We start from the raw sequence: 22,991 nt of genomic DNA on the forward strand, positions 1-22,991 counted from the left end.
GTACCGGGTGCCGGCGCTCCAGCTCCGTATCCCGCACCCCCGTTCTGACGCCCCGTCACCCGTACGGACCGTCAGCGCGCGACGGCGTGCCCGGTGGCGTGGTCCGGTGGTCGGGTGCAGACGCCCACCGTCCGACCGCTCCTTCCCGAACCCGCCCGCCGGGTCGCCGCCTGGTGCGCCGTCCTGCTGCTCGTCGCCGGGGTCGCCGCCGTCGCCGTCTGGCTCTGCGTCGTCCTCAAGGCGGCCGTCACGCCCGCCCTGCTCGCGGTGCTCGGCACCGCCCTCCTCGGCCCCCTCTACCGGCGCCTGCTGCGGATGAAGGTCCGGAAGTCCCTCGCCGCCGGGCTCACCGTCCTCGCGGTGCTCGTGGTCGTCGGCGGCGCCGCGTACATCGTCGTCGCCGCCCTCGTCGACACCGGCGACCAGATCGTCGCCTCGGTCCGGCGGGCCGCCCAGGACATCGCCGAGCACTTCGGCCCGGTCGGCACCTCCCTGGAGGACCTCGGCGGGAACGCCGAGAACCTCCTCAAACGGTTCGGCGGGACCGCCGCCTCCGGAGTGATCTCCGGGATCAGCGTCGTCGGCCACCTGCTCGCCACCGCCGTCCTCGCGCTGCTCCTGATCTTCTTCTTCCTGCGCGACTCCGACCGGGCCGCCGGGGCGCTGCGCTCCCTCGTCCCCCGCGCGACCGGCGACACCGCCGAGGCCATGGCGCGCCGCGCCTTCGAGGCCGTCGAGGGCTTCATGCGCGGCACGACCTTCATCGCCCTCGTCGACGCGACCCTCATCGGCGTCGGGCTGTTGGTCCTGCGCGTGCCCGGAGCGGTCGGACTCGCGGCGCTCGTCTTCGTCACCGCGTACATCCCCTACCTCGGCGCCTTCCTCTCCGGCGCGGTCGCGGTCCTCGTCGCCCTCGCGGACCGGGGCTTCGCCATCGCCCTGTGGGCGCTCGGGGTCGTCCTCGCCGTCCAGGTCATCGAGGGGCACCTGCTCCAGCCCATGGTGCAGAGCAGGACCGTCCACATGCACCCGGCCGCCGTCATGCTCGCGATCACGGCCGGCGCCTCCGTCGCGGGCATCCTCGGCATGCTCCTCGCCGTCCCCCTGACGGCCGCGGCCACGGGGGTGCTGGGGGAGCTGCGGAGCCGGTACGGGGCGGCGGTTCCCCATACGCCGGGCGGGGCCTAGGGGGCGTCCGCCCCCGGCCCGCCGGGCGGCGGGATCCGGCCGCAGCAGCCCCCCGCCGTCTCCGGCTCGTTCAGCTCGAACCAGATCGACTTGCCCTCGCCGCGCGGATCGACCCCCCACGCGTGCGCCAGCATCTCCATCAGGAGCAGGCCGCGCCCGCTCGACGCCATCTCGCCCGGCCGGCGCCGGTGCGGCAGCTCGTCGCTGGTGTCGGAGACCTCCACGCGCAGCCGCCGGGACGTCCCGGCGCAGGCGACCTCCGCGACCAGGAGGGCGTCGCCGTCCGTGTGGACGAGGACGTTGGTGACCATCTCGGAGACCATCAGGACCGCCGAGTCGAGCTGGTCCCCGTCCGCCCAGTCGTGCAGCAGCTGCCGCACCTGCTCCCGGGCCTCCGCGATCCGCTCCGGCTCCGCCTGGGCGATCGTCATCAGGGTGCGGCGCGGTGCCTGCCGCGCGGTCCCGGCGGGGCGGCGGGAGAGCAGCAGGACGGCGATGTCGTCCTCGCGCCGGTCCGCGAGCGGGCCCGTGGTGTGGTGCGAGCCGGGGCCGTGGACGGCCTCCACGAGGGTGTCGGCGAGATCCTCCAGATCCTCCCCGTCATGGGACTCCAGGATCTTCCTGACCCGCTCCCAGCCGGTGTCCAGGTCGTGCCCGCCGGTCTCCAGGAGCCCGTCGGTGCAGATCATCAGGGTCTCGCCGGGGTCCAGCGTCAGCCGGGTCGTGGGGTAGTCGGTGTCGGGTTCGACGCCGAGGGGCAGACCACCGGCCGTGGGCCTCAGCAGAACCGTTCCGTCGTTCATCCGCACCGCGGGGTCCGGGTGCCCCGCCCGCGCGATGTCCACCGTCCCCGTCTCCAGGTCGACCTCCAGGTAGAGACAGGTCGCGAACCGGGGCCCGTTCTCGCTCTCCCCGTCGTCGCCGTCCGTGATCCCGTGGAGGAAGCGCGAGGCCCGGGAGAGGACCGCGTCCGGCCGGTGCCCCTCGGAGGCGTACGCGCGCAGGGCGATCCGCAGCTGCCCCATCAGGCCCGCCGCCCGCACGTCGTGCCCCTGCACGTCCCCGATGACCAGGGCGATCCGGCCCGCGCCGCCCCCGTCCGGGCGCGAGGCACCGCCGGGCAGCCGGATCACGTCGTACCAGTCGCCGCCGACCTGGAGCCCGCCGCCGGTCGGCACGTACCGCGCGGCCACCCGGAGGCCGGGGATCCCCGGCCCCAGGACCGGCAGCATCGCCCGCTGGAGGCCGAGCGACAGCTCGCGCTCCGACTCGGCCACGCCCGCGCGTGCGAGGGCCTGCGCCAGCATCCGCGCCACCGTGGTCAGCACCGCGCGCTCGTCGGGCGTGAAGGCCACCGGGTGCTTGAAGGCCGCCATCCAGGCCCCCATCGTGCGCCCGGCGACCACCAGCGGCACGAAGGCCCAGGAGCGGCGCCCGAAGCGCCGGGCGAGCGGCCAGGTCACCGGGAAGCGGCTCAGGTACTCCTCGGGCGACGGCAGGTAGATCGCCCGGCCCGTGCGGACCACCTCGGCCGCCGGGTAGTCGGTGTCGAGCGACATCGTCGCGAAGGGGCCCTCGTCGTCCTGGCTCTGCCCGTGGTGCCCGATGATCGTCAGCCGGTCGCCCGAGACCCCGAAGACGGCGAGCCCGTCCGGCGAGAAGCCCGGCATGGACAGGGAGGCGGCCACCCGCAGCACCTCGGCCGTCGACCGCGCCTCGGCGAGCGCCCGGCCCGCGTCGAGCAGGAAGGCCTCCCGGGAGCGGCGCCAGTCGCCGGTGACCGGGGTGCGGACGGCGGTGCCCGGCGCCGGCTCGGCGACCTCCTGGAGGGTGCCGACCAGCTGGTAGTCGTCTGCCTCGACCAGCGGCTTGGACCGGCTCCGTACGGTACGGATCACCCGCCCCTGCTCGTCCATGATCCGCAGCCGGGCCTCGGCGAGGGTGCCCTCGGCGACGGCGAGGTTCACCACCCCGTCGATCTCGTTCCAGTCGACCGGATGGAAACGGGAGCGCACGGCCGCCTCGCCGAGCCGTACGGGCTCGGCGGGCAGCCCGAGCAGCCGGGCCGCCTCGGCGTCGAGCGAGACGGTCCCGGACGCGTTGTCCCAGCGCCACAGGCCGGTCGCGATCGCGGCCAGGACGTCCTCGGTGCGCATTGCCCCACTTTATGAATATCGGACCGCGGGACGCCACCGGCGGTATTCGAAAACCGACCGTGGCCCGCCCGGTACGCTGGGAGGCCTTGACGCCGTCAAGGACCCCGTCAAGGTCCCTCCACCGAATCCCGAAGACTGGATGAACGACGATGCATCGGTACAGGTCCCACACCTGCGGCGAGCTCCGCGCCTCTGACGTCGGCACCGACGTCCGGCTGAGCGGCTGGCTGCACAATCGGCGCGACCTGGGCGGCATCCTCTTCATCGATCTGCGCGACCACTACGGCATCACGCAGCTCGTCGCCCGCCCCGGCACCGCCGCGTACGAGGCGCTCGACAAGCTGACCAAGGAGTCCGTCGTCCGCGTCGACGGCAAGGTCGTCTCGCGCGGCGCGGAGAACGTCAACGCCGAGCTGCCCACCGGCGAGGTCGAGGTCGAGGTCGCGGAGGTCGAGATCCTGGGCGCCGCCCAGCAGATCCCCTTCACCATCAACGCCGACGACGGCGTCAACGAGGAGCGGCGCCTGGAGTACCGCTTCCTCGACCTGCGCCGCGAGCGCATGCACCGCAACATCATGCTGCGCTCGGCCGTCATCGCCGCCATCCGCTCCAAGATGGTGGCCCTCGGCTTCAACGAGATGGCGACCCCGATCCTCACCGCGACCTCCCCCGAGGGCGCCCGTGACTTCGTCGTCCCGTCCCGCCTCAACCCGGGCAAGTTCTACGCGCTGCCGCAGGCCCCGCAGCAGTTCAAGCAGCTGCTCATGATCTCGGGCTTCGACCGCTACTTCCAGATCGCGCCCTGCTTCCGCGACGAGGACGCCCGCGCCGACCGCTCGCCGGGCGAGTTCTACCAGCTCGACGTCGAGATGAGCTTCGTCGAGCAGGAGGACGTCTTCCAGCCGATCGAGAAGCTCATGACGGAGCTCTTCGAGGAGTTCGGCGGCGGCCGCCACGTCACCTCGCCGTTCCCGCGCATCCCGTTCCGCGAGTCGATGCTGAAGTACGGCAACGACAAGCCGGACCTGCGCACCTCGCTCGAACTGGTCGACCTCACCGACGTGTTCGCGCACTCCGAGTTCAAGGCGTTCGCCGGCAAGCACGTCCGCGCGCTCGCCGTCCCGGACACGGGCGACCAGCCGCGCAAGTTCTTCGACGGCCTCGGCGACTACGCGATCTCGCTCGGCGCGAAGGGCCTGGCCTGGATCCGCGTCGGCGAGGGCAACGCCCTGACCGGTCCGATCGCCAAGTTCCTCACCGAGGAGAACGTCAAGGTCCTCACCGAGCGCCTGGGCCTGGAGCCCGGCCACGCCGTCTTCTTCGGCGCCGGCCAGTTCGACGAGGTCTCCAAGATCATGGGCCCGGTCCGGGTCGAGGCCGCCAAGCGCGCCGGGCAGTTCGAGGAGAACGTCTTCCGCTTCGCGTGGATCGTGGACTTCCCGATGTACGAGAAGGACGAGGAGACCGGCAAGATCGACTTCTCGCACAACCCGTTCTCGATGCCGCAGGGCGGTCTCGAGGCCCTGGAGACCCAGGACCCGCTGGACGTCCTCGGCTGGCAGTACGACATCGTCTGCAACGGCATCGAGCTCTCCTCCGGCGCGATCCGGAACCACGAGCCCGACATCATGTTCAAGGCCTTCGAGATCGCGGGCTACTCCCGCGAGACCGTCGAGACCGAGTTCGCGGGCATGCTCCGCGCCTTCCAGTTCGGCGCCCCGCCGCACGGCGGCATCGCCCCGGGCGTGGACCGCATCGTCATGCTCCTCGCGGACGAGCCCAACATCCGCGAGACCATCGCCTTCCCCCTCAACGGCAACGCCCAGGACCTCATGATGGGCGCCCCCACGGAACTGGAGGAGACCCGCCTGCGCGAGCTGAACATCCAGCTGCGGAAGCCGGTGGAGTCGAAGGCGACGGAGGGCCGCCCGGTGACGGAGGCGGTGCATCCGGACGCGGCGCGGTAAGCGGTAATACGCCGTACTGACGCGAGGGGCCCGGAACCGTATGAACGGTTCCGGGCCCCTCGCGCGTTCCGGTCGTCACCGCCCGGTCCTTTCTACCGAAGGTGCTGGACGACGATCCAGTACTCGTACTCCTCTTCTGTCACGGCACACACCACTCGCCCGTCCATTGACATCGCGACAAAGTCCAGCCCTTCCTCGGCCCTCGCGAGCCGTGGTGCCAGCTCCGTTCCGGGAGACCACTTCACCATGGCCCAACCGAATTTCCGTGAGCCCGCCCCAGAGATGCTCAGGAGAAAGGTGCCGTCATTGCCGAAAAGCCCGTTCCGCACGGCGTGCGCGTACCAATTCTGGTCCACCTCTTGAAGGGCGTTCGAGTGATCTAGGGGCACTGTAGAGGTAGGCTCAACCTCCCAGTTCGAAACGCTCTGCATTGCTTCGTGAACGGGGGGCACGTCACTAGGTGCCGGATTGCTGGATATGGTAAGGCCGGTGATTGTGATGCGGTTCAGCCATTTTCCCTTTTCTGAATCAGTAATTCGGTCCGACCTCCTTCCTTGTGGAAAAGATGGTGATCTCCTTCTGGCTTGTCGATCTTTCTGGCGAGCCCAAGATCCGCGAGACCATCGCCTTCCCCCCCCCAAAAAAAACGGCAACGGCCGGGACCTCATAATGGGCGCCCCTACGGAACTGGAGGAGACCCGCCTGCGCGAGCTGAACATCCAGCTGCGGAAGCCGGTCGATTCGAAGGCGACGGAGGGGCGTCCGGTGACGGAGGCGGTGCATCCGGACGCGGCGCGGTAAGCGGTAGTACGCCGTACTGACGAGAGGGACCCGGAACCGTGGGTACGGTTCCGGGCCCCTTACATTGTTGCTGGTCCACGGAAATCCGGGAGTCACTTCCTCTTGGGTTGCCACCCTGAATTTTTGGCGAGGTTCAGCACTCTTTCTCGTAGTTCGCTGTCCGTGAGGTCGCCGGTTTCCCTGAGTTCGGGATCAGGAGTGTAGTCCTCGAGCAGCATGAACACTTCACCGAGTAGGTCGGCCAAGCCTCCGGTCGCTCTTTCCCCTTGTGACTGCGCGTTCCTTTGAGTCTCCCACCAGCCATCCGCGAATTCGGCTGCAGTGCACGTCCCCCGGACGAATGCGTCAAAAAGCGCCACAAGTCGAGAAGTGGCTGTTCCCGGCGTGACATCGGCAGGATTCGACCACGCCCTATGTGTAGGAGGATAAGAGGAAGCGATCTTCGGAAGATTTGGCCACCTACCCTTCGCGGCTCTGGCGTAGCGGCCGAATTGAGCCCTTGCCGCGTCGACTCCTTCGTTCACCGCGGCACTCAGGAACGTCACGGTTCCTGCGACAAGTGCCCATCCCGGCTCGGAAAATAGTACGGCTCCTTGTAGATCCGGAGTATGAAGGAGTGCAGGAGGCGCGATATCCGAGAGGTCGGTCTCAGTGGGCTGATGCGGTGCCCCTCCGATTGATGGATGCTGCAAGGCGGTGGTAATTTGAGAGATAAGTACGTGATCTGCCCCCACACTGCGGCATCCTGCCTTGATGCGGCGGATCACATGGGCATCCAAATGGAATCCCGAGGGCACGGGAGTCACGCCCTTGCCATGCAGCCATGCAGGCGCGAAGCCTCCATCCGTCCCAATCAACAGGTTTTCTTGCGCGGATCGGTCGTTGTCGTGTGGCAGATTTACCACAAGAACCCCTCGTCGATGATTCCTTCGAACTGTTTGTCGGCAAGGCGCCAGGCCGACCAGAATTTTCCATCAGAACGAAGCATAACCATTTTCTGTGTCGAAGGATCGATGAACCCGACGGCCTGCCCCTGATTTCTGTAGTTGAATCGATAGATCTTCGTCTCTTCGGCGGTCATGTGCTCCCGCATGCTTTCTTCGAATCGCTGCAGGTTGGCCTTGTTCAGGTTTCCCGGGTTGTCCAGGAAGGTGTCGGCATGAGCGTGGAACTTCTTGCTCATCACCTTCTGGCTCGAGAAGTCGGCCTTCCTCTCCCAGCCAGCCTTCGGGCACGGAGCGAGCCCCAATGGGTCGCTCCACGTATGCGGGTTGTGAACATACGTCGCCGGATTCGGAGCCGGGGCCAATCCCAGCGGATCCTGGCTCAGGTACCGCGCCGACTCCGGGTCGTAATACCGGAAGTAGTTGTAGTGGAGCCCCGACTCCGGGTCGAAGTACTGGCCCGGGAAGCGGAGGGGGGTGTACGTCGTGGCGTCGCGGGTCCAGGTTGTCGTGCCCCAGAGGGTGGATCGGGTGCGCCAGGCCAACTCTCCCGACTCGTCGACGAGTTCCGTCGGGGTGCCGATCAGGTCGGTGACAATGGCGAAGAAGCGTTCGTCGTTCGTGTCCGTGCGGCGTTCGGTCTGGGAGAGGGGGCGCAGGCCCGCGTGGTCCCAGGTCAGGACGACGTTCTCGGTCGTCTGCTCGCAGAGGGTCGTGTCGTCCCAGGTGAAGTGGACCGTTTCGAGAGCCGAGTGCTTGGAGACGCGGCGGCCCAGGGGGTCGTACGCGTAGCTCCAGACCGTGCCGTCCGGCGTCGTCACCGACCTCAGCCGGTCCTCCGCGTCCCAGGTGTAGCGCCAGGTGTCCGGCTTCCGGGACAGGCGGGTCTTCCGGCGCAGGACGATCCGGCCCTGGTCGTCGTGCTCGTAGCGGACCGCCCCCGCGCGGGTGATCCGCGTCCCCTCGTACGCGCGCGGCCCCGTCGCCGCGTGCGACGGGTGCGCGGACGGCCACTCCGCCTCCGTCTGGTTGCCGGCCTCGTCGTACGCGTACCGCTCCGTCCACCGGTCCGCCCGCACCGCCGTGACCCGCCCCGCCCCGTCGAGGTCGAAGCGGCGCGTCCCCGAGAAGCCGTCGGTGACGGCGGTCAGGTTGCCGTCCGGGCGGTAGGCGTACGCGCGGTGCTGGAGACGGCCGCCGTCCCGGGCCGACGTGACCTCCTGCGCCGTCAGCCGGCTCATCACGTCGTACGACGACGTCAGCGACACGAAGTCCGCGACCGAGCGCTCCACCTCCCGGCCCGACGCGTCGAAGGAGAAGGTCAGTTCGCGCCCCGAGGCGGTGAGGCTCGTCCTGCGGCCCGCCGCGTCGTACGTCCACGTGCTGACCGAGCCGCCCGGCGTCGTCCTCCCCACCCGCCGGCCCGCCTCGTCGTACGCGTACGACAGCGTCCGCCCGTTGACCGTCTCCGACAGCAATCGGCCGTGGCGGTCCCGGAGCCGTTCCAGCCGCGCGTCCGGGTTCGTCGCCACCGCCAGCTCGTCGAAGACGTCGTACTCGTACGTACTGACCGCGCCCTCGGCGTCCTTCCGGACGATCCGGCCGAGCGCGTCGCGCTCGAACCGGACCGTCTGGCCGAGTCCGTTCGTCCGCGCCACCAGCCGGCCCGCCGCGTCGTACGCGTACCTCAGCGACCGGCCGTCGAAGTCCGTCTCGGACAGGGTCCGGCCCGCCGGGTCGTAGGCGTAGTCCCAGGTCAGGCCCTGCGGGTTCGTCACCCGCGTCAGCCGCAGGTCCGTGTCGTGCGTGAACGCGTACCGCACCCCGTCCGGGTCCGTGCGGGAGGTCAGCAGGTCGAAGTCGGTGTACGTGAAGCGGGTCGTGCCGCCCCTCGCGTCCGTGTGGCTCAGGCAGTTGCCCTCGCCGTCGTACGTCCAGGACTCCACCGTCCCGTCGGGCGCGACGCGCCGGGACGGCAGGCCCTCCACCGTCCACTCCAGGCACGTGACCGCGCCGAGGGGGTCGGTGATCCGGACCGTACGGCCGAAGGTGTCGCGCTCGTACCAGGTCGTGGCCCCCAGCGGGTCGGTGACCTCGACGGGCAGGCCCCGGGCGTCCAGGACGAGCCGGGTGGTGGCGCCGAACGGATCCGTCACCGAGGCGAGCCGTCCCGACCCGTCGTACGCGAACTCCGTCCGGGCACCCGAGGGAGCCGTCACCGACGTGCGGTTGCCGCGCTCGTCGAAGGTCTGGCGCACGGCGTTGCCGTCGGCGCCGACGATCCGTACCGGTAAGCCGTCCTCGTCGTACTCGGCCCGCGCCCGCCGCCCGTCCGGGCGCTCCACGGACGTCGGGCGGCCCCGCTCGTCGTAGGCGGTGCGGCTGACGTGCCCCAGCGGGTCCGTCCGGGACAGCAGGCGGCCCCGGCGGTCGTAGGTGAAGCGGGTGGCCGCGCCCAGGGGGTCGATCTCGGCGACGACCTGGGCGCGCTCATCGATCAGGTGGCGTTCGGTGTGCCCCAGGCCGTCGGTGAGGGTGGTGACGCGGAACCCGGTCTCGGGGTCGACGTCGTCCCAGGTGAAGGTCGTTTCCAGGTGTCCGTTGGTCCCCGACTGGTAGGTGCAGCGGTCCCGGTCGTCGTAGACGTAGCCGAAGCGGCTGCCGTTGGTGTCGGTCCACGACGTGATGCGGCCGTGCTCGTCGCAGCCGAAGAGCAGAGGCCGCCCGGAGGAGTTGACGACCTCGGTCAGGTGGCCTTCGGTGTAGCCGTAGCGCAGGATCTCCTGGTCGGAGCCGTCCGGCGCCGCGCCCGCGAGGTGGAGGGCGGTCACCCGGCCCGCGTCCGTGGTCAGCTTCAGGTGGTAGCCGCCGTGGTGGACGACCGCCGTCGGGGCGCCGGCCTCGTCGTACTCGAAGGCGATCCGGTTGCCGTTGCGGTCGTCGATCTGGACCAGGAGCGCGAGTCCGTCGCCGTGGTCGGCGAAGTGCCGGACCGTGCGGGTGTCGGGGTCGGTGATCGTGTAGCCGTCCTCGACCCGGTCCAGCGGCCACCGCCGGCCGTGCGTGGGCACGACCGGCACGCCGGGGGCCGGGTGCGGGTAGGCGAGGAGGCTGCCCTCGTCGCAGCTGAAGACGACGCCCTCCGCGTCGATCTCCAGGCGCTGGTCCACGGTCGACGACCACGCCGGGCCGAACCAGCGACCGGAGCGGCGCGTGGAGTCGAAGGTGCGCCGGAAGACGAGAGGCAGCGAACCGGGCAGGACGACGTCGGTCTGGGGCAGCAGCATGCGGCCCGTCGCGATGTCGATCGGGTCCTTCTTGCACGCCGTCTCGCAACCCCGTTTGCCGTTGCTGTCCGGATCCTTCTCGTGGTCCCCGCGGCTGCTCCCCGGCTTCTCCGGCTCGACGGCACCGCCCGGCTTCCTCGGCTCGGGCAGGTGCTTCGCGCCGTTCAGCCCGAGCCGTACGCCGCTGCGCGCGAGCCCCGCGCCCTTCGTGCCGATCACTTCCGGTACGAGCCGGCCGAGGAACTCCGACGGGTCGCCCTTCGCCGCGTCCCAGGCGTTCTTCAGGGTCCGGTCGGGGTTCGCCGCCGAGGACACCAGACCGGCGAGCGTCATGTTGACGCCCTTGTAGTACTCCGCCGGGTGGGTCAGGTTGTACGGGTCCATCGGGTTCACCGAGCGGACGAAGTTGAGCAGCCCGGCCGTGCCCTTGACGATGCCGCCGCCGAAGTGGGCCAGCTCGACGCCCTGGCCCACGCCGTGGTCGAGCAGCTCCAGCTCGGCCCGCTCGCGGCCCGTCGGCTCCCGGGGCGCGTGGGCGAGCGCGGCGCGGACCGCCGCCCCCGCCGTCTCCCCGGCCTCGTTGCGCGCCCTGCGCGCGTCGTCCAGGACCTCCCGGGCCCGCCGCCGCTTGGCCTCGCCCGGGTCGGAGTACGTCCCGGGGTGCGGCAGCGGACTGTCCCCGTCGCGGGCCGCGTCGTAGGCGGCGACCTTCTTCTTGTAGCTCTCCTCGGACTCCTTCGAGTCCTTCTCGCCCTCCCTGTACAGCGCGATCGCCTCGCGGGCCTTGCCCTGCGCGCTCACGACCGCCCTGGAGTACGTCTCCAACGCCTTGGCCGCGTCCCCCATCGCGTCCGCCGCGCGCAGCCAGTCGGTCGGCAGGGTCTGGAACTTCTTCCGGAACGCGTCGGCCGCCTCGCCCTTCCAGTGACCGGCGTCCAGCTTCCGCATCCCGCCGCCGACCAGGTCGAACGCCTTCTGGAAGTCCCGGAGGTCCTTCACCGCCTCCGCGATCTTCTCCGGCTTGCCGTGGACGAGCTCGTCCGCCTCCTCGCTCTGCCCGAGCTGCTGCTCCCCGACCTGCGCGCCGAGGGAGGAGGCGGTCTCGTCGCCCCAGTCCTCGACCGAGTCCGCCCAGTCGTGCGCCCCCGCCTTGTCCAGGGCCTGGCCGGTCTTGTCGGTCACGTAGTCGACGCCCTCGCCGACGAGTTCCTTGCCCTTGTCGACGCCGTCGTTGAACTTGTCGACGCCCTTGTCGAACAGTTCGCCCCAGTCCGCCATCAGCGGTTCTCCCCCCAGCGCGGCTGCTCGGCCTGCTCGACCGTCGCCTCGTCGGGATCGAGCGTGTCCTCGAGCTTCTCGTCCATCGCGTCCCGCAGCCCCGGGTCGAGGGCGCCCGAGCGCTCCATCGAGTCGAGCAGCGAGTCCTCGACGTCGTACGCGGTGTTCTGCCAGGTCTGCTTCACCTCCTGGTAGGTGTCGGTGAACGACTTCTCGCTCCAGTCGGCCCCGTCCCAGGCCTGCTGGTCGCGGACGGTCTCCCAGCTCATCTTCTTGACGTCGTCCTCGGAGAGGTGGGGGTTGCCGTTGAGCGAGTTCACCCCGATCTTGATCGAGTCCTTGACGTACTGCTCCTGCTCGGCGAACGAACCGGCCGACAGACCGACCCCCTGGGCGAAGCCGTTCCCCCGCAGGGTCAGGGCGCGTACGCCCCACTCCCACCGGTCGCAGAAGGTCTCGAACTCCGACGTCAGGCCCCCGTACCCCAACTCGATTCCTGACAGGGCGAGTCCGGAGAAGCCCCGGCCCATCGCGGCCTGTCCGGCCATGCCGAGGTCCTTCAGCTCCGCATGCGCCAGGTCGATGCCCTTCGCGATCGCCGCGAGCGCCTCCGCCGACGCCGCGAGCTCGGGTTCGTTCCCGCCCATCAGGCCCCCGCCCCCGCCCCCGTCCCCGTTTCCGTCCCCATGTCCATCCCCGCCCCCGTCTCCGCTCCCTTGTCCAGGAGGTCCACCGCGACCTCGTCCGGGACGATCCCCGCCACCGGCGGGAACAGCGTCCCGTCCGCACTGCCCGCGTCCAGCGCGACCCCGCCCGGGCCGGGCAGCATCGGCGCCATCACGTCGAGGAGCCGCGCGCCGAGGATCGTCCGGTACGGCCACGCGCGCCCGGCCTCCCCGCGCGCGACCGCGAACCGCGCCAGCGCCTCCTCGTCCGAGAAGGCGCAGATCCACCGCACCCCGTTGAAGTCCGCGGTCCACAGACTCTCGCGCCCGTCGAACGGCACCAGGACGGCGGTACGCCGGAACTCCCCCAGCAAACGCGCAAACCCGCGCCGGGCCGCCGCGGCCCGTTCCTCCGGACCGCTCTCCACCGGCGCCGGCGGTACGGCCGGATCCGGTACGTCCACCAATTCCGACAACCTGGAAACCGGCTGAGGTTCCGGTATGCCGTGCTCGTTCTCGCCCCCGTTGTCCTTCACGTCCGCATGCTGCCACGGGCTCCTTCGCGCGAGCAACGAACAAAGAGCCGATCGGGCCACGCCGATCGGCCGGTACCGCCCCGGCCTCCGACCCGCTCCGGCGTTTCCGCACCAGGAACGCCCGAACGAACGGCCCGGCGCGTGCCGGATTCCGCACGCGGCCCGGAACGGTCTTTGTCAGGTCACCGGGCCGATGGGCGCGCGCCCTTCAGGGCAGCCTCGGAGCGAGCTCCAGCCAGGTACGGAGGTAGCACCGAGAACGTGCAGCACGTGGCCAAGATCCGGGTCGACCGGAGCCGGCCCGTCGCGGCGGGCGGCAAACCCGGTTGCTGAGCCGGCCCGTCGGCCGGCCGCCCATGCCCGGTGGGCTTTGTCGTCGTGTACGGCGGGTCGTTCGGCCTTCCTCTCGTCCGCCGTCAGTCGTCCGGCCGTGCCGGGCGGGTCCTCCAGTCGTCGTCGCGTACGACGATCCGCCGCCCCGTCTCCTCGTCCGTCACCGCGGCCAGGACCCGCCCGTCCGGCGAGACCGCGAGGAACGCGGCACGGCCGGTGGCGGCCAGGACACGGGACGGCAGGCCGGTTCCGACGCGGTCCCGGACGCGGGCCCAGCCGATCTCGTGTCCGCGGGGGTCCGGCGGCACGACGTAGAACTCGCCTTCCGGGGAGGCGAGTCGAGTGGCAGTCGTCATCGTGTTCCACAGAAGGTCCAGTTCCGCTCCGGCGTCGGGGTGCGTGTCCTGGACCAGGATCTCCGGCCGGGCCCGGTGCCCGCGGGCGGCGTCATGGGCTCGCAGCACCTCGGGAAGGCCGTCGGGTGTGGCGAGGCCGATCAATCGCAGCCCGCAGTTCGCGAGCCTCCCGCGCCAGTCGGGAGCCAGCCGTCCGGGGAGGGCGGTGGTGTCCGGTTCCGTCACGGAGGTGAGGACGTCTCCGTGACGGAGTTGGACGAGGGGGGCGTCGGAGAGGTGGACGAGGACGCTGTGGGGCGGGTCGAGGAACTCCAGGAAGCGGCCGTACCTCTCGATCCACTCCAGTCTCGGCGTTCCCGTCAGGCCCTTCGTGGCGAAGACCTGTCCGGGCCGGGGGGTGCCTCCGACGCAGCGGACGACGCAGACACCGCCGTCGGAACCGTGCGTGACCACGTCGTGGAGCTGGAGCTGACCGGCTTCCGGCTCCGGTGTGTCCACGGGCCCCCTCCCGACGGCTGCTTGTTCTGTCCCTGACCCGACGGCTTGCGGTTCTCGCAGGTGCCCGGCGGGGGTTCCCGAGCGGGCGTCGGGAGCCGGCCGGATCAATCCGTGACGGGCAGGCATTCGGTGAGCAGGGCGACGACGTCGTTCCAGGCTCGTTGTGCGTGTCGTGGGTGGTGGCCGACGCCGGGAACGGTGGGGTGGGTGACCGGTGGGTGGTGGAAGGCGTGCAGGGCGCCGCCGTAGACCGTGAGGCGCCAGTCGACGTCCGCGGCCCGCATCTCCGCGATGAACGCCTCCCGTTGCGCGGGCGGCATGATCGGGTCCTCCGATCCGACCCCGGCCCACACCGGGCAGCGGATGCGGGCCGCTTCGCCCGGCCGGCCCGTGGTCAGCGCGTTGACCGTTCCGATCGCGCGCAGGTCGGCGCCGTCGCGGCCGAGTTCCAGTGCGACCGCGCCCCCGGTGCCGTAGCCGACGGCGGCGATCCGGTCGGGGTCGGTCCGTGGTTCGGTGCGCAGCACGTCGAGCGCGGCGTGGCCGATTCCTCGCATGCGGTCGGGATCGGCGAGCAGCGGCATGCAACGGGCCAGCATCTCCTCCGGGTCCGCCAGGTAGCGTCCGCCGTGGAGGTCGAAGGCCAGCGCCACGTAACCCAGTTCGGCCAGGGCATCGGCCCGCCGGCGCTCGACGTCGCCGAGCCCCATCCCCTCGGGCCCGATCAGGACCGCGGGCCGGCGCCCGGCACCGGCCGGGAGCGCGAGGTGTCCGATCATCGTCAGGTCGTCGGCCGGGTAGGCGACCGTACGGGTGGTGACCGTCGTCATGCGACGGGACGGTAGTGGCCGTCGCGTCCGCTCGGGGCGGTGTTCACCGACGGCAGACAGCTGTCCGTCCCGACCGCGTCACCCGGACGCGTCGGCTGTCTGTCGGCGGACCATCGGACGTTCGGACGACGGCGGGTGTGGTGGGGCGAGGGGGTGGGGGGCGTGTTCACCGGGGCCGGGGTGGCGGGGGCGGTCAGTGCGTGTCCCCCAGGGAGATCAGCAGGGTGCGCAGCATGCGGGAGAAGTCCTCGCGGTCCGTCTCGTCCAGGGCCGAGAGGAGCTTCCGCTGGTTCTCGACGTGTCCCTCCACCGTGCAGTCGACGACGTTCCGGCCCGCTTCGGTGAGTGTGACGTGGAGGCTGCGGCGGTCGCCGGGCACGGACTCGCGGGCGACGAGGCCGCGGGCGGCCAGCCGGTCGATGCGGTTGGTGAGCGCGGCCGAGCTGATCATGACGCTGTCGGCCAGCGACTTGGCCGTCAGGGGCCCGCCGCTGCGCCGCAGGGTGGCGAGCACGTCGAACTCCCACGTCTCCAGGCCGTGCAGCGCGAAGTAGTCCTTCAGGTGTGCGTTGACCAGACGCGACAGCCGTAGGACACGGCCGACGGCGCCCATCGCGTCGAGGTCCAGGTCGGTGCGTCGGGCGGCCCACTGGTCGAGGAAGTCGTCGACGGCGTCACGCATCTGTCCACCTCCTCGTCATTGATTCGACGACATTAATTCGAGGACGAATTGTTTGACATGAGTGTAGTTCCCGCCATAGTTTCTCGGTGTCATACAGTTTGACGTCGAAGTAAACGTGGAAGGGGTGGTGCTCGTGCAGTCGACGGAGACCGACCGTGCCGCGGTGGCCCGGATCATCCGTGCGCGCCGCAGTATCCGCCACTACCGGCCCGATCCGGTACCCCTGTCGTTGGTCCACGAACTGGTCGACCTCGCCCTCGAGGCGCCGTCCAGCTACAACCTGCAGGCCCGCTCCGTCGTGATCGTCTCCGGCGAGGAGGGGCGCAGGGCGCTGACCGAGGCCACCGGCGGACAGCCGCACCCGCAGGAGGCGCCCGTGACGCTGGTGTTCGTCGCCGAGTCCCGGGCCTGGCGCGAGGGCCGCGAGGACGTCCTGGAGACGGCGTCGCGACTCGGCGCCTGGTCCGAGGAGTTCGCCACCGGCCTGCCCGAGGCGGTGCGCCAGTTCCACGAGGACCTGCACGACCGCGGTCTGGAGCGGGAGTACGCGGTCAAGGACGCCATGATCGCCGCCTCCTTCCTGATGATCGCCGCCGAGGCCGCCGGTCTCGCCACCAGCCCGATGAACGGCTGGGACGAGGACCTGGTCAAGAAGGCCATCGGGATCGAGGGCCGCGACGACCTGCACATCGCCCTTCTCGTACCGCTCGGCCTCCCGGCCGAGACCCGACGTCATCCCGGGCGCCGCGATCCGTCGCTGACCCGGTTCGGGGAGACGTACGGCCGCTGAGGCCGCGTCGTACCCACACCGTCCGCGTCCGTGGAGGACGGGCGGAATCACCGTGACAATCAGGGGGACTGTCCACGTGACCACTGTCAACAAGCTCGTCCAGGTCGCCGGCGTCATCGACGCCGCCGAAGCCGACATGATCATCGGCGAGGGCGCCGACTGGCTCGGATTCGCCCTGCGGCTGCCGTCCGGCAAGGACGACATACCCGAGCAGGACGCCGCCAACATCATCAAGGGGCTCCGGGCCCCGCACGCGGGCGTCCTCATCAGCTACCTCACCGACGCGGCCGAGATCAGCGACTTCTGCACCGAACTCGGGGTCGTCGCGGTGCAGTTGCACGGTGACGTGGAGACCGGGCAGCTCCGTCTCCTCAAGGAGCTGCGGCCCGACCTGTTCGTCCTCAAGTCGCTGGTCGTCAAGGAGGACAACGCCGAGGAGCTGCTCCGCCTCGTCGACGAGACGCACCCCTTCGTCGACATGTACATCACCGACACGTTCGACCCGAAGACCGGCGCCAAGGGCGCCACCGGGCTCACCCACGACTGGAACGTCTCCGCCGAGCTCGTCCGCCGCTCGCCCAAGCCCCTGATGATGGCGGGCGGGCTGAACCCGGACAACGTGTACGACGCGATCGTCGCCGTGAAGCCGGCCGCCGTGGACGCGCACACCGGTCTGGAAGGCGCCGACGGGCGCAAGGACCGCACCAAGGTCGCCACCTTCGTCGCCGAGGCGCGCCGCGCCTTCGACGCCATCGGCTGACCGGCGGTTCCACGCCACCGGCTGACCGGCGGTTCCACGCGTCGGCTGACCGGCGGCCCACCGGAACCGCCTCCCGGGCCGGTCCCGCCCGCGCGCCCGCCGCGCGCCACCGGCCCCTCCTCACATCTGCCCGCGTCCGCACCCGCATCCGCGCGGGGGCGTCCCGGCGCGTCGCCGCGCTCCTCCCCGCCCGCCGGGTGCCCCGGCACCGGCCCCGCCGCACCCTGCCCGGGGCCGGCCGGGTGATCCCGGGCAGGGTGCGGCGGCCCGGTCCCGCCTGCCGCGGCCGGTCCCGCCACACCCGGCCGCGGCAGGTACCGGAGGGCCGCTCCGGCCGGAAGGCCGCCCGACCGCCCGACGCCCGACCGAACGACCGCACCGTCCCGCACCGCGTTCTCGTCGACCTCGAAGGAAACCAGCCGTGACCACGGGCCACCCTGTGCACCTGCTGCCGCAGACCGACCAGCTCCGCGCCATCCACACGGTCATCCGGGACCGGAACTGCAGCCGGGAGGACTTCGTCCTCTACTCGCGGCGCGTCATGCGCCTGCTGCTCGAAGCCGGCCTCGACCTGCTGCCGTTCACCAAGAAGGACGTCACCACCCCCGTCGGCGCCACCTACCAGGGGCTCGCCTTCGCCTCCAAGATCTGCGCGGTGCCCGTCATCCGGGCCGGCGAGGCGATGGAGAGCGAGCTGCGGGACATCCACCCCGGCATCCGCATCGGCAAGATCCTCATCCAGCGGGACAAGGAGACCAAGCTCCCGCACCTGTACTACAAGCACCTGCCCGCCGACATCGCCCAGCGGCACGTCCTGCTCCTCGAACCCATGCTGGCCACCGCCGGATCGGCGCTCGCCGCGATCGACGTCCTCCTGGACGCCGGCGTGCGCGAGGAGAACATCGTGCTGACCACCTTCATCTCCTCGCCCGAGGGGCTGGACCGCGTCGCCTCCGAGCGGCCGCGCGTGAAGGTCGTCACCAGTGCCGTCGAGGACCGGCTCAACGAGCACGCGTTCATGATCCCGGGCATCGGCGACTTCGGCGACCGCTTCTTCGGCACCGCCGACTCCGGAGCCACCCCATGAGCGGCGGGCGGATCGCCCGGACCTCCGCGCTCACCGCGCTAGCCCCCGCCGTCTGGGGATCCACCTATCTGGTCACCACCGAGTTCCTGCCGCCCGACCGCCCGCTGCTGGCCTCCACGATGCGCGCCCTGCCCGCCGGGCTCGTGCTGCTGCTGATCACGCGGACGCTGCCCCGGGGCGTCTGGTGGTGGCGGGCCGTGGTCCTCGGCGTGCTGAACATCGGCGCGTTCTTCTACTTCCTGTTCCTCGCCGCGTACCACCTGCCGGGCGGGGTGGCCGCCCTGGTCATGTCCGTCCAGCCGATGATCGTGCTGCTGCTCGGCGCCCCGCTCCTGCGGGACCGGATCCGGCCGGTGCACCTCGGCTCCTGTCTCCTCGCCGCCGCGGGCGTGGCCCTGCTGGTGCTGCGACCGCACGCCGGCCTGGACGCCGTCGGCGTCGTCGCCGGGCTCCTCGGCGCCCTGTCCATGGCCGCCGGCATCGTGCTCACCAAGAAGTGGGGACGCCCCGACGGCGTCGGCCTGCTGACCTTCACCGGCTGGCAGCTCACCGTCGGCGGCCTGGTCCTGCTGCCGGTCACCCTGCTCGGCGAGGACCTGCCGGACCACCTCACCCGGGCCAACATCGGCGGGTTCCTCTACCTCGGCGTCGTCGGCGCGCTCCTCGCCTACGTCCTGTGGTTCCGCGGGCTGTCCAGGCTCCCGGCGCTCGCGGCCTCGTTCCTGTCGTTCGCCTCGCCGCTGTGCGCCACCGTCCTCGGCCACCTCTTCCTCGACCAGAGCCTGCGCCCGCTCCAGCTCCTCGGCGCCGCGGCCGTCGTCGCGGCCGTCGTCCTCGCCCAGCCGCGTGACCGGAGCGCGGCACCCGAGTCCGCACCGCCCGTGCGCGCGACCAGCCGGACCTGAGCACCACTCACGTCATCCCGGATCCGAGCACCACTCACGTCATCCCGGAACTGAGCACCATTCACGTCATCAGGGGGATCACCGCATGAACACCCGTGCGCCGATATCCGGCGTGCACCGCACGCACGCCTCGCTGCACAGCCTGCTCACCCATCAGGTCCGGCTGTGCCCGGACGACGTCGCCGTCACCACCACGGACGGCCATCTCACCTTCCGGGAGCTGAAGGCCGAGGCCGACCGGCTCGGCGCCCACCTGGCCGCCCTGGGGGTCGCCCCCGACACGTGCGTCGGCCTCTACGCCGAGCCCTCCGCGGACCTGATGACGGGCGCGTGGGGCATCCTCGGCGCGGGCGCCGCCTACCTCCCCCTCTCCCCGGACTACCCGGAGGCCCGGCTGCGGTACATGGTCGAGAACGCGGGCGTCCGCGTGGTCGTCACCCAGCCGCACCTGCGCGAGCGCGTACGGCGCCTGGTCCCGGCCGGCACCACCGTCGTCACCCGGCAGGACGCCGAGGCCGCCGACGGCACGTCCCTCGCGGCGGCCCCGTCGCCCGAACCGCGCGCCGACCACCTCGCGTACGTCATCTACACCTCGGGCAGCACCGGCAACCCCAAGGGCGTGATGATCGAACAGCGCAGCGTCGTCTCCCAGTTGCGCTGGCTGGCCAACTGCGGACACCTCGGACCGGGGGTGTCGATCCTGCAGAAGACGCCGATGAGCTTCGACGCCGCCCAGTGGGAGATCCTCGCCCCGGCCGTCGGCGCCCGCGTCGTGATGGGCACCCCGGGCATCTTCCGGGACCCGCAGGCGATCATCACCATGGTCCGCGAGTACGGGGTGACCGCGCTCCAGGCCGTGCCCACCCTGTTCCAGGCCCTCCTGGACACGCAGGAGTTCGAGACGTGCACCTCGCTGCTGCGGCTCTTCTCCGGCGGCGAGGCCCTCACCCGCAAGCTCGCCGTCGACCTGTGCGCGGCCCTGCCGGACGTCTCCCTGGTCAACCTGTACGGGCCGACCGAGACGACCATCAACGCCACCTCGCACTGGGTCGACCCCGAGACGCTCGACGCCGCCCCGGCCGGGATCCTGCCCGTCGGCGTGCCGGCCGACAACGTGACCTGCTACATCCTCGACGACGACATGCAGCCGGTCGACATCGGCGAGAGCGGCGAGCTGTTCCTCGGCGGGGTCCAGGTCGCCCGCGGCTACATCGGCCTGCCCGAGGCGACCGCCCAGCGCTTCCTGCTCTCCCCGTTCAACCCGACGGAACGGCTCTACCGCACCGGCGACCTGTGCCAGTGGAACCCGGACGGCTCGATCCAGTTCACCGGACGCACCGACAACCAGGTCAAGCTGCGCGGCTACCGCGTCGAGCTGGAGGAGGTCGCGTCCCGCGTCGAGGAGCACACCTGGGTGCGCCGCGCGGCCGCGGTGGTCACCGACAACCCGCGCACCGGTGCCAAGGTCCTCCTGGCGGCCGTCGAGCTGAACGAGCGCACCGCCGCGGTGATGGACCAGGGCCGGGACGACGCCGGCCACCACCGGTCCAAGGCGTCCAAGCTCCAGGTGAAGGCCCAGCTCGCCAATCCGGGACTGCGCGTCCCCGCCGAGCTGGCGGGACGCCCGACCGTCCCGCTGCCCGGCCGCGACGCCACCGACGAGCAGCACCGGGAGGCGTTCGCCCGCAAGTCCTACCGGTTCTACGAGGGCGGGCCGGTCACCGCCGCCGACCTCCTCGGCCTCCTCGCCCCGCGCCCCCGCCCCGCCGTCGCGCCGCGGCCGCTCACCGAGCTGTCCCTGGCAGGACTCGGCCGGATCCTGCGCTGGTTCGGCCCGTTCCACAGCGAGGAACGGCTGCTGCCGAAGTACGCGTACGCCTCGCCCGGCGCCCTCTACGCGACCCAGCTGTACCTGGAGGCGCACGACCTGTGCGGGCTGTCCGGCGTCTACTACCACCACCCCGTCGACCACACCCTCGTCCGGGTCGGCGACGCGTCCGGGGACCTGACCGGGCCGACCCTGCGGGCGCACTTCCTGGGCCGCCGGCAGGCCATCGAGCCCGTGTACAAGAACAACATCGACGAGGTGCTGGAGTTCGAGGCCGGCCACATGGTCGGCGTGTTCGAGGAGGTGCTGCCCCGGCACGGCCTGACCATCGAACCGGCCGGGCTCGACCCCGAGTTCCGGTCCCGGCTCGACGGGGCCGGGGACGACGTCTACCTGGGCGCCTTCGCGATCACCGAGGACCACGGCCGCGCACGCCCGGACGAGGCGGACGTCCTCGTCCAGGTGCACGGCGACCGGGTGGCGGGACTGGCCGAGGGGCTCTACCTCCACCGGGACGGCGCGCTCCGGCGGCTCGGCGCGGACGTCGTGGACCGCCGCCACGTCATCGCCATCAACCAGGAGGTGTACGACCGGGCCTCCTTCGGCATCAGCGCGGTCTCCCGCAGCACCGACGCCTGGCGGCACTACATCGTGCTCGGCACGCTGCTGCACCGCCTCCAGCGCACCCCCGGCCTGGGCTTCATGTCCTCCGGCTACTCGTCGAAGAGCGGCAACCCGCTGCCCGCCGCCCGGCGCCTCGACGACCTGCTGGCCGCCGCCGGACTGCCGGACGCGCCCGCCTCGTACTTCTTCGTCGGCGGGCGGGTCAGCGACGAGCAGACCGCGCACCGGGGCATGAACGAGGACGCCGTGCACACCCGGGGCCCGGCGGAGATGATCCGCGACGACCTGGCGCGGTTCCTGCCGGACTACATGATCCCCGCCCGGGTCGTGGTGGTGAACGAACTGCCGCTGACCGCCAACGGGAAGATCGACGCCAAGGCCACCGCGGCCCTCCCGGAGATGTCCGCCAGCCGGACCGCGGCCGAGTACGTCGCCCCGGCCACGGCGACCGAACGGTGGCTGGCCGCCGAGTGGGGCCGGATGCTGAAGTACGAGGACGTGTCCACACAGGACGAGTTCTTCTCCTCCGGCGGCAACTCCCTGCACGCCGTCGCCCTGGTCAACAGGATCAGGCGGGAGTTCGGCGCCGACCTGCCGCTCCAGGTGCTCTTCGAGTCGCCGAAGCTGGCGGACCTGGCCGCGCGCGTCGACGCCGGCTCGGCCGGGGGCGCCTCGCGCCTGGTGCCGCTGCACACCGGTGGCGGCGGCAGCCCCGTCTTCTGCTGGCCCGGCCTGGGCGGCTACCCGATGAACCTGCGGCTGCTCGCGCGGGACGTGGCCCTGGACCGGCCCGTCACCGGCGTCCAGGCGTACGGCATCAACCCCGGAGAGACGCCGTACGGCTCCATCCGGGAGACGGCCACGGCCGACGTGGCGGAGATCCGCCGTGTCCAGCCCTCCGGGCCGTACACCCTGTGGGGCTACTCCTTCGGCGCGCGGGTGGCCTTCGAGGCGGCCTGGCAGCTGGAGCGGGCCGGCGAGAAGGTCGAGCGCCTGCTCCTCATCTGCCCCGGCAACCCCAGGGTGCGCGAGGGGGAGGGCCGGCGGTGGGGCCGGGAGGCGTCCTTCGCCAACCCGGCGTACACCACCATCCTGTGCTCGGTGTTCGTGGGCACCGCCCACGGACCCGTCGTCGAGGACTGCCTGCGGCAGGTGACCGACGAGGACTCCTTCGTGGCGTTCGTCCACGACCGGCTGCCCGCCGTCGACGCGGAGACGATCCGCCGCATCACCCGGATCGTCGCCGAGACCTACGAGTTCGAGTACAGCTTCGGCGAACTCAGGGAGCGCCGGATCGAGGCGCCGGTCACCGTCTTCAAGGCGCGCGGCGACGACTACTCCTTCCTGGAGTCCAGCTCCGGCTACTCGGCCGAGCCGCCGGTCGTCGTCGACCTCGACGGCGACCACTACGACGTGCTCAAGGAGCACGGAGTGGGCGAACTCGTCGCCGGGATCCGGCGCACGACCCTCGGCTAG

15 protein-coding genes and 1 pseudogene are annotated in these 22,991 nt (G+C 71.2%); 8 read left to right on the forward strand and 8 right to left on the reverse strand.

Annotated features, from left to right (window positions below):
- Positions 1-114: 114 nt before the first annotated feature.
- Entirely contained in the window at positions 115-1,188 is a 1,074-nt protein-coding gene (locus ACFY7E_RS10015; protein WP_389482742.1) for an AI-2E family transporter, read from the forward strand.
- On the opposite strand, the gene ACFY7E_RS10020 is transcribed toward ACFY7E_RS10015, so the two are convergent.
- A complete protein-coding gene (locus ACFY7E_RS10020) occupies positions 1,185-3,344 on the reverse strand; it encodes a SpoIIE family protein phosphatase (protein ID WP_389482745.1) in 2,160 nt (719 codons plus the stop codon). The genes ACFY7E_RS10015 and ACFY7E_RS10020 overlap by 4 nt on opposite strands.
- Before the next feature lie 149 nt (positions 3,345-3,493).
- Here ACFY7E_RS10020 and aspS point away from each other — a divergent pair, with 149 nt between their 5' ends.
- Complete coding sequence (aspS, locus tag ACFY7E_RS10025; RefSeq protein WP_389482747.1) at positions 3,494-5,311, forward strand: aspartate--tRNA ligase; 1,818 nt, start codon at positions 3,494-3,496, stop codon at positions 5,309-5,311.
- 592 nt (positions 5,312-5,903) lie between these two features.
- A pseudogene (locus ACFY7E_RS10030) lies at positions 5,904-6,112 on the forward strand (aspartate--tRNA ligase); the annotation flags it as partial.
- 92 nt (positions 6,113-6,204) lie between these two features.
- On the opposite strand, the gene ACFY7E_RS10035 reads toward ACFY7E_RS10030, so the two are convergent.
- The 7 genes from ACFY7E_RS10035 to ACFY7E_RS10065 form a co-directional block, all read right to left on the reverse strand.
- The gene (locus ACFY7E_RS10035) at positions 6,205-6,657 is read right to left on the reverse strand and encodes a colicin immunity domain-containing protein (protein ID WP_389482750.1); all 453 of its coding nucleotides are present in this window, start codon (positions 6,655-6,657) and stop codon (positions 6,205-6,207) included.
- Positions 6,658-7,010: 353 nt separating this feature from the next.
- Positions 7,011-11,621, reverse strand: coding sequence for a putative T7SS-secreted protein (locus tag ACFY7E_RS10040; protein WP_389482752.1), 4,611 nt, complete (start codon positions 11,619-11,621; stop codon positions 7,011-7,013).
- The gene (locus tag ACFY7E_RS10045) at positions 11,621-12,268 is read right to left on the reverse strand and encodes a hypothetical protein (protein WP_389482755.1); all 648 of its coding nucleotides are present in this window, start codon (positions 12,266-12,268) and stop codon (positions 11,621-11,623) included. The genes ACFY7E_RS10040 and ACFY7E_RS10045 overlap by 1 nt, the downstream gene beginning before the upstream one ends.
- Complete coding sequence (locus ACFY7E_RS10050; RefSeq protein WP_389482757.1) at positions 12,268-12,822, reverse strand: SseB family protein; 555 nt, start codon at positions 12,820-12,822, stop codon at positions 12,268-12,270. Before ACFY7E_RS10050 ends, ACFY7E_RS10045 begins: the two co-directional genes overlap by 1 nt.
- Positions 12,823-13,238: 416 nt before the next feature.
- Positions 13,239-14,009: a hypothetical protein gene (locus ACFY7E_RS10055; RefSeq protein WP_389482759.1), complete on the reverse strand. Its 771-nt coding sequence runs from the start codon at positions 14,007-14,009 to the stop codon at positions 13,239-13,241.
- Positions 14,010-14,113: 104 nt separating this feature from the next.
- Positions 14,114-14,839 carry a dienelactone hydrolase family protein gene (locus tag ACFY7E_RS10060; protein ID WP_389482762.1) on the reverse strand — a complete coding sequence of 242 codons (726 nt, stop codon included), beginning with the start codon at positions 14,837-14,839 and terminating at the stop codon, positions 14,114-14,116.
- Between the two features lie 193 nt (positions 14,840-15,032).
- Positions 15,033-15,521: a MarR family winged helix-turn-helix transcriptional regulator gene (locus ACFY7E_RS10065; RefSeq protein WP_389482764.1), complete on the reverse strand. Its 489-nt coding sequence runs from the start codon at positions 15,519-15,521 to the stop codon at positions 15,033-15,035.
- A 133-nt stretch (positions 15,522-15,654) separates the two neighbouring features.
- On the opposite strand from ACFY7E_RS10065, the gene ACFY7E_RS10070 reads away from it, so the two are divergent.
- The 5 genes from ACFY7E_RS10070 (at position 15,655) to ACFY7E_RS10090 (ending at position 22,991) form a co-directional block, all read left to right on the forward strand.
- Complete coding sequence (locus tag ACFY7E_RS10070) at positions 15,655-16,311, forward strand: nitroreductase family protein (RefSeq protein ID WP_389482766.1); 657 nt, start codon at positions 15,655-15,657, stop codon at positions 16,309-16,311.
- Between the two features lie 76 nt (positions 16,312-16,387).
- Entirely contained in the window at positions 16,388-17,071 is a 684-nt protein-coding gene (locus tag ACFY7E_RS10075) for a phosphoribosylanthranilate isomerase (protein WP_389482768.1), read from the forward strand.
- A gap of 439 nt (positions 17,072-17,510) precedes the next feature.
- Positions 17,511-18,158, forward strand: coding sequence for a uracil phosphoribosyltransferase (gene upp / locus ACFY7E_RS10080; protein ID WP_389483354.1), 648 nt, complete (start codon positions 17,511-17,513; stop codon positions 18,156-18,158).
- Complete coding sequence (locus tag ACFY7E_RS10085) at positions 18,155-19,063, forward strand: EamA family transporter (RefSeq protein WP_389482771.1); 909 nt, start codon at positions 18,155-18,157, stop codon at positions 19,061-19,063. The genes upp and ACFY7E_RS10085 overlap by 4 nt, the downstream gene beginning before the upstream one ends.
- 85 nt (positions 19,064-19,148) lie before the next feature.
- Positions 19,149-22,991: an amino acid adenylation domain-containing protein gene (locus ACFY7E_RS10090; protein WP_389482774.1), complete on the forward strand. Its 3,843-nt coding sequence runs from the start codon at positions 19,149-19,151 to the stop codon at positions 22,989-22,991.

This window comes from Streptomyces sp. NPDC012825, from assembly GCF_042900925.1.
Lineage (GTDB): Bacteria > Actinomycetota > Actinomycetes > Streptomycetales > Streptomycetaceae > Streptomyces.

Bases quoted from the DNA above. Each gene is read 5' to 3' on its own strand.
- ACFY7E_RS10045 (WP_389482755.1), bottom strand. From the start codon at position 12,268: ATGGGCGGGAACGAACCCGAGCTCGCGGCGTCGGCGGAGGCGCTCGCG.
- ACFY7E_RS10020 (WP_389482745.1), bottom strand. From the start codon at position 3,344: ATGCGCACCGAGGACGTCCTGGCCGCGATCGCGACCGGCCTGTGGCGC.
- ACFY7E_RS10060 (WP_389482762.1), bottom strand. From the start codon at position 14,839: ATGACGACGGTCACCACCCGTACGGTCGCCTACCCGGCCGACGACCTG.
- ACFY7E_RS10065 (WP_389482764.1), bottom strand. From the start codon at position 15,521: ATGCGTGACGCCGTCGACGACTTCCTCGACCAGTGGGCCGCCCGACGC.
- ACFY7E_RS10040 (WP_389482752.1), bottom strand. From the start codon at position 11,621: ATGGCGGACTGGGGCGAACTGTTCGACAAGGGCGTCGACAAGTTCAAC.
- aspS (WP_389482747.1), top strand. From the start codon at position 3,494: ATGCATCGGTACAGGTCCCACACCTGCGGCGAGCTCCGCGCCTCTGAC.
- ACFY7E_RS10085 (WP_389482771.1), top strand. From the start codon at position 18,155: ATGAGCGGCGGGCGGATCGCCCGGACCTCCGCGCTCACCGCGCTAGCC.
- ACFY7E_RS10090 (WP_389482774.1), top strand. From the start codon at position 19,149: ATGAACACCCGTGCGCCGATATCCGGCGTGCACCGCACGCACGCCTCG.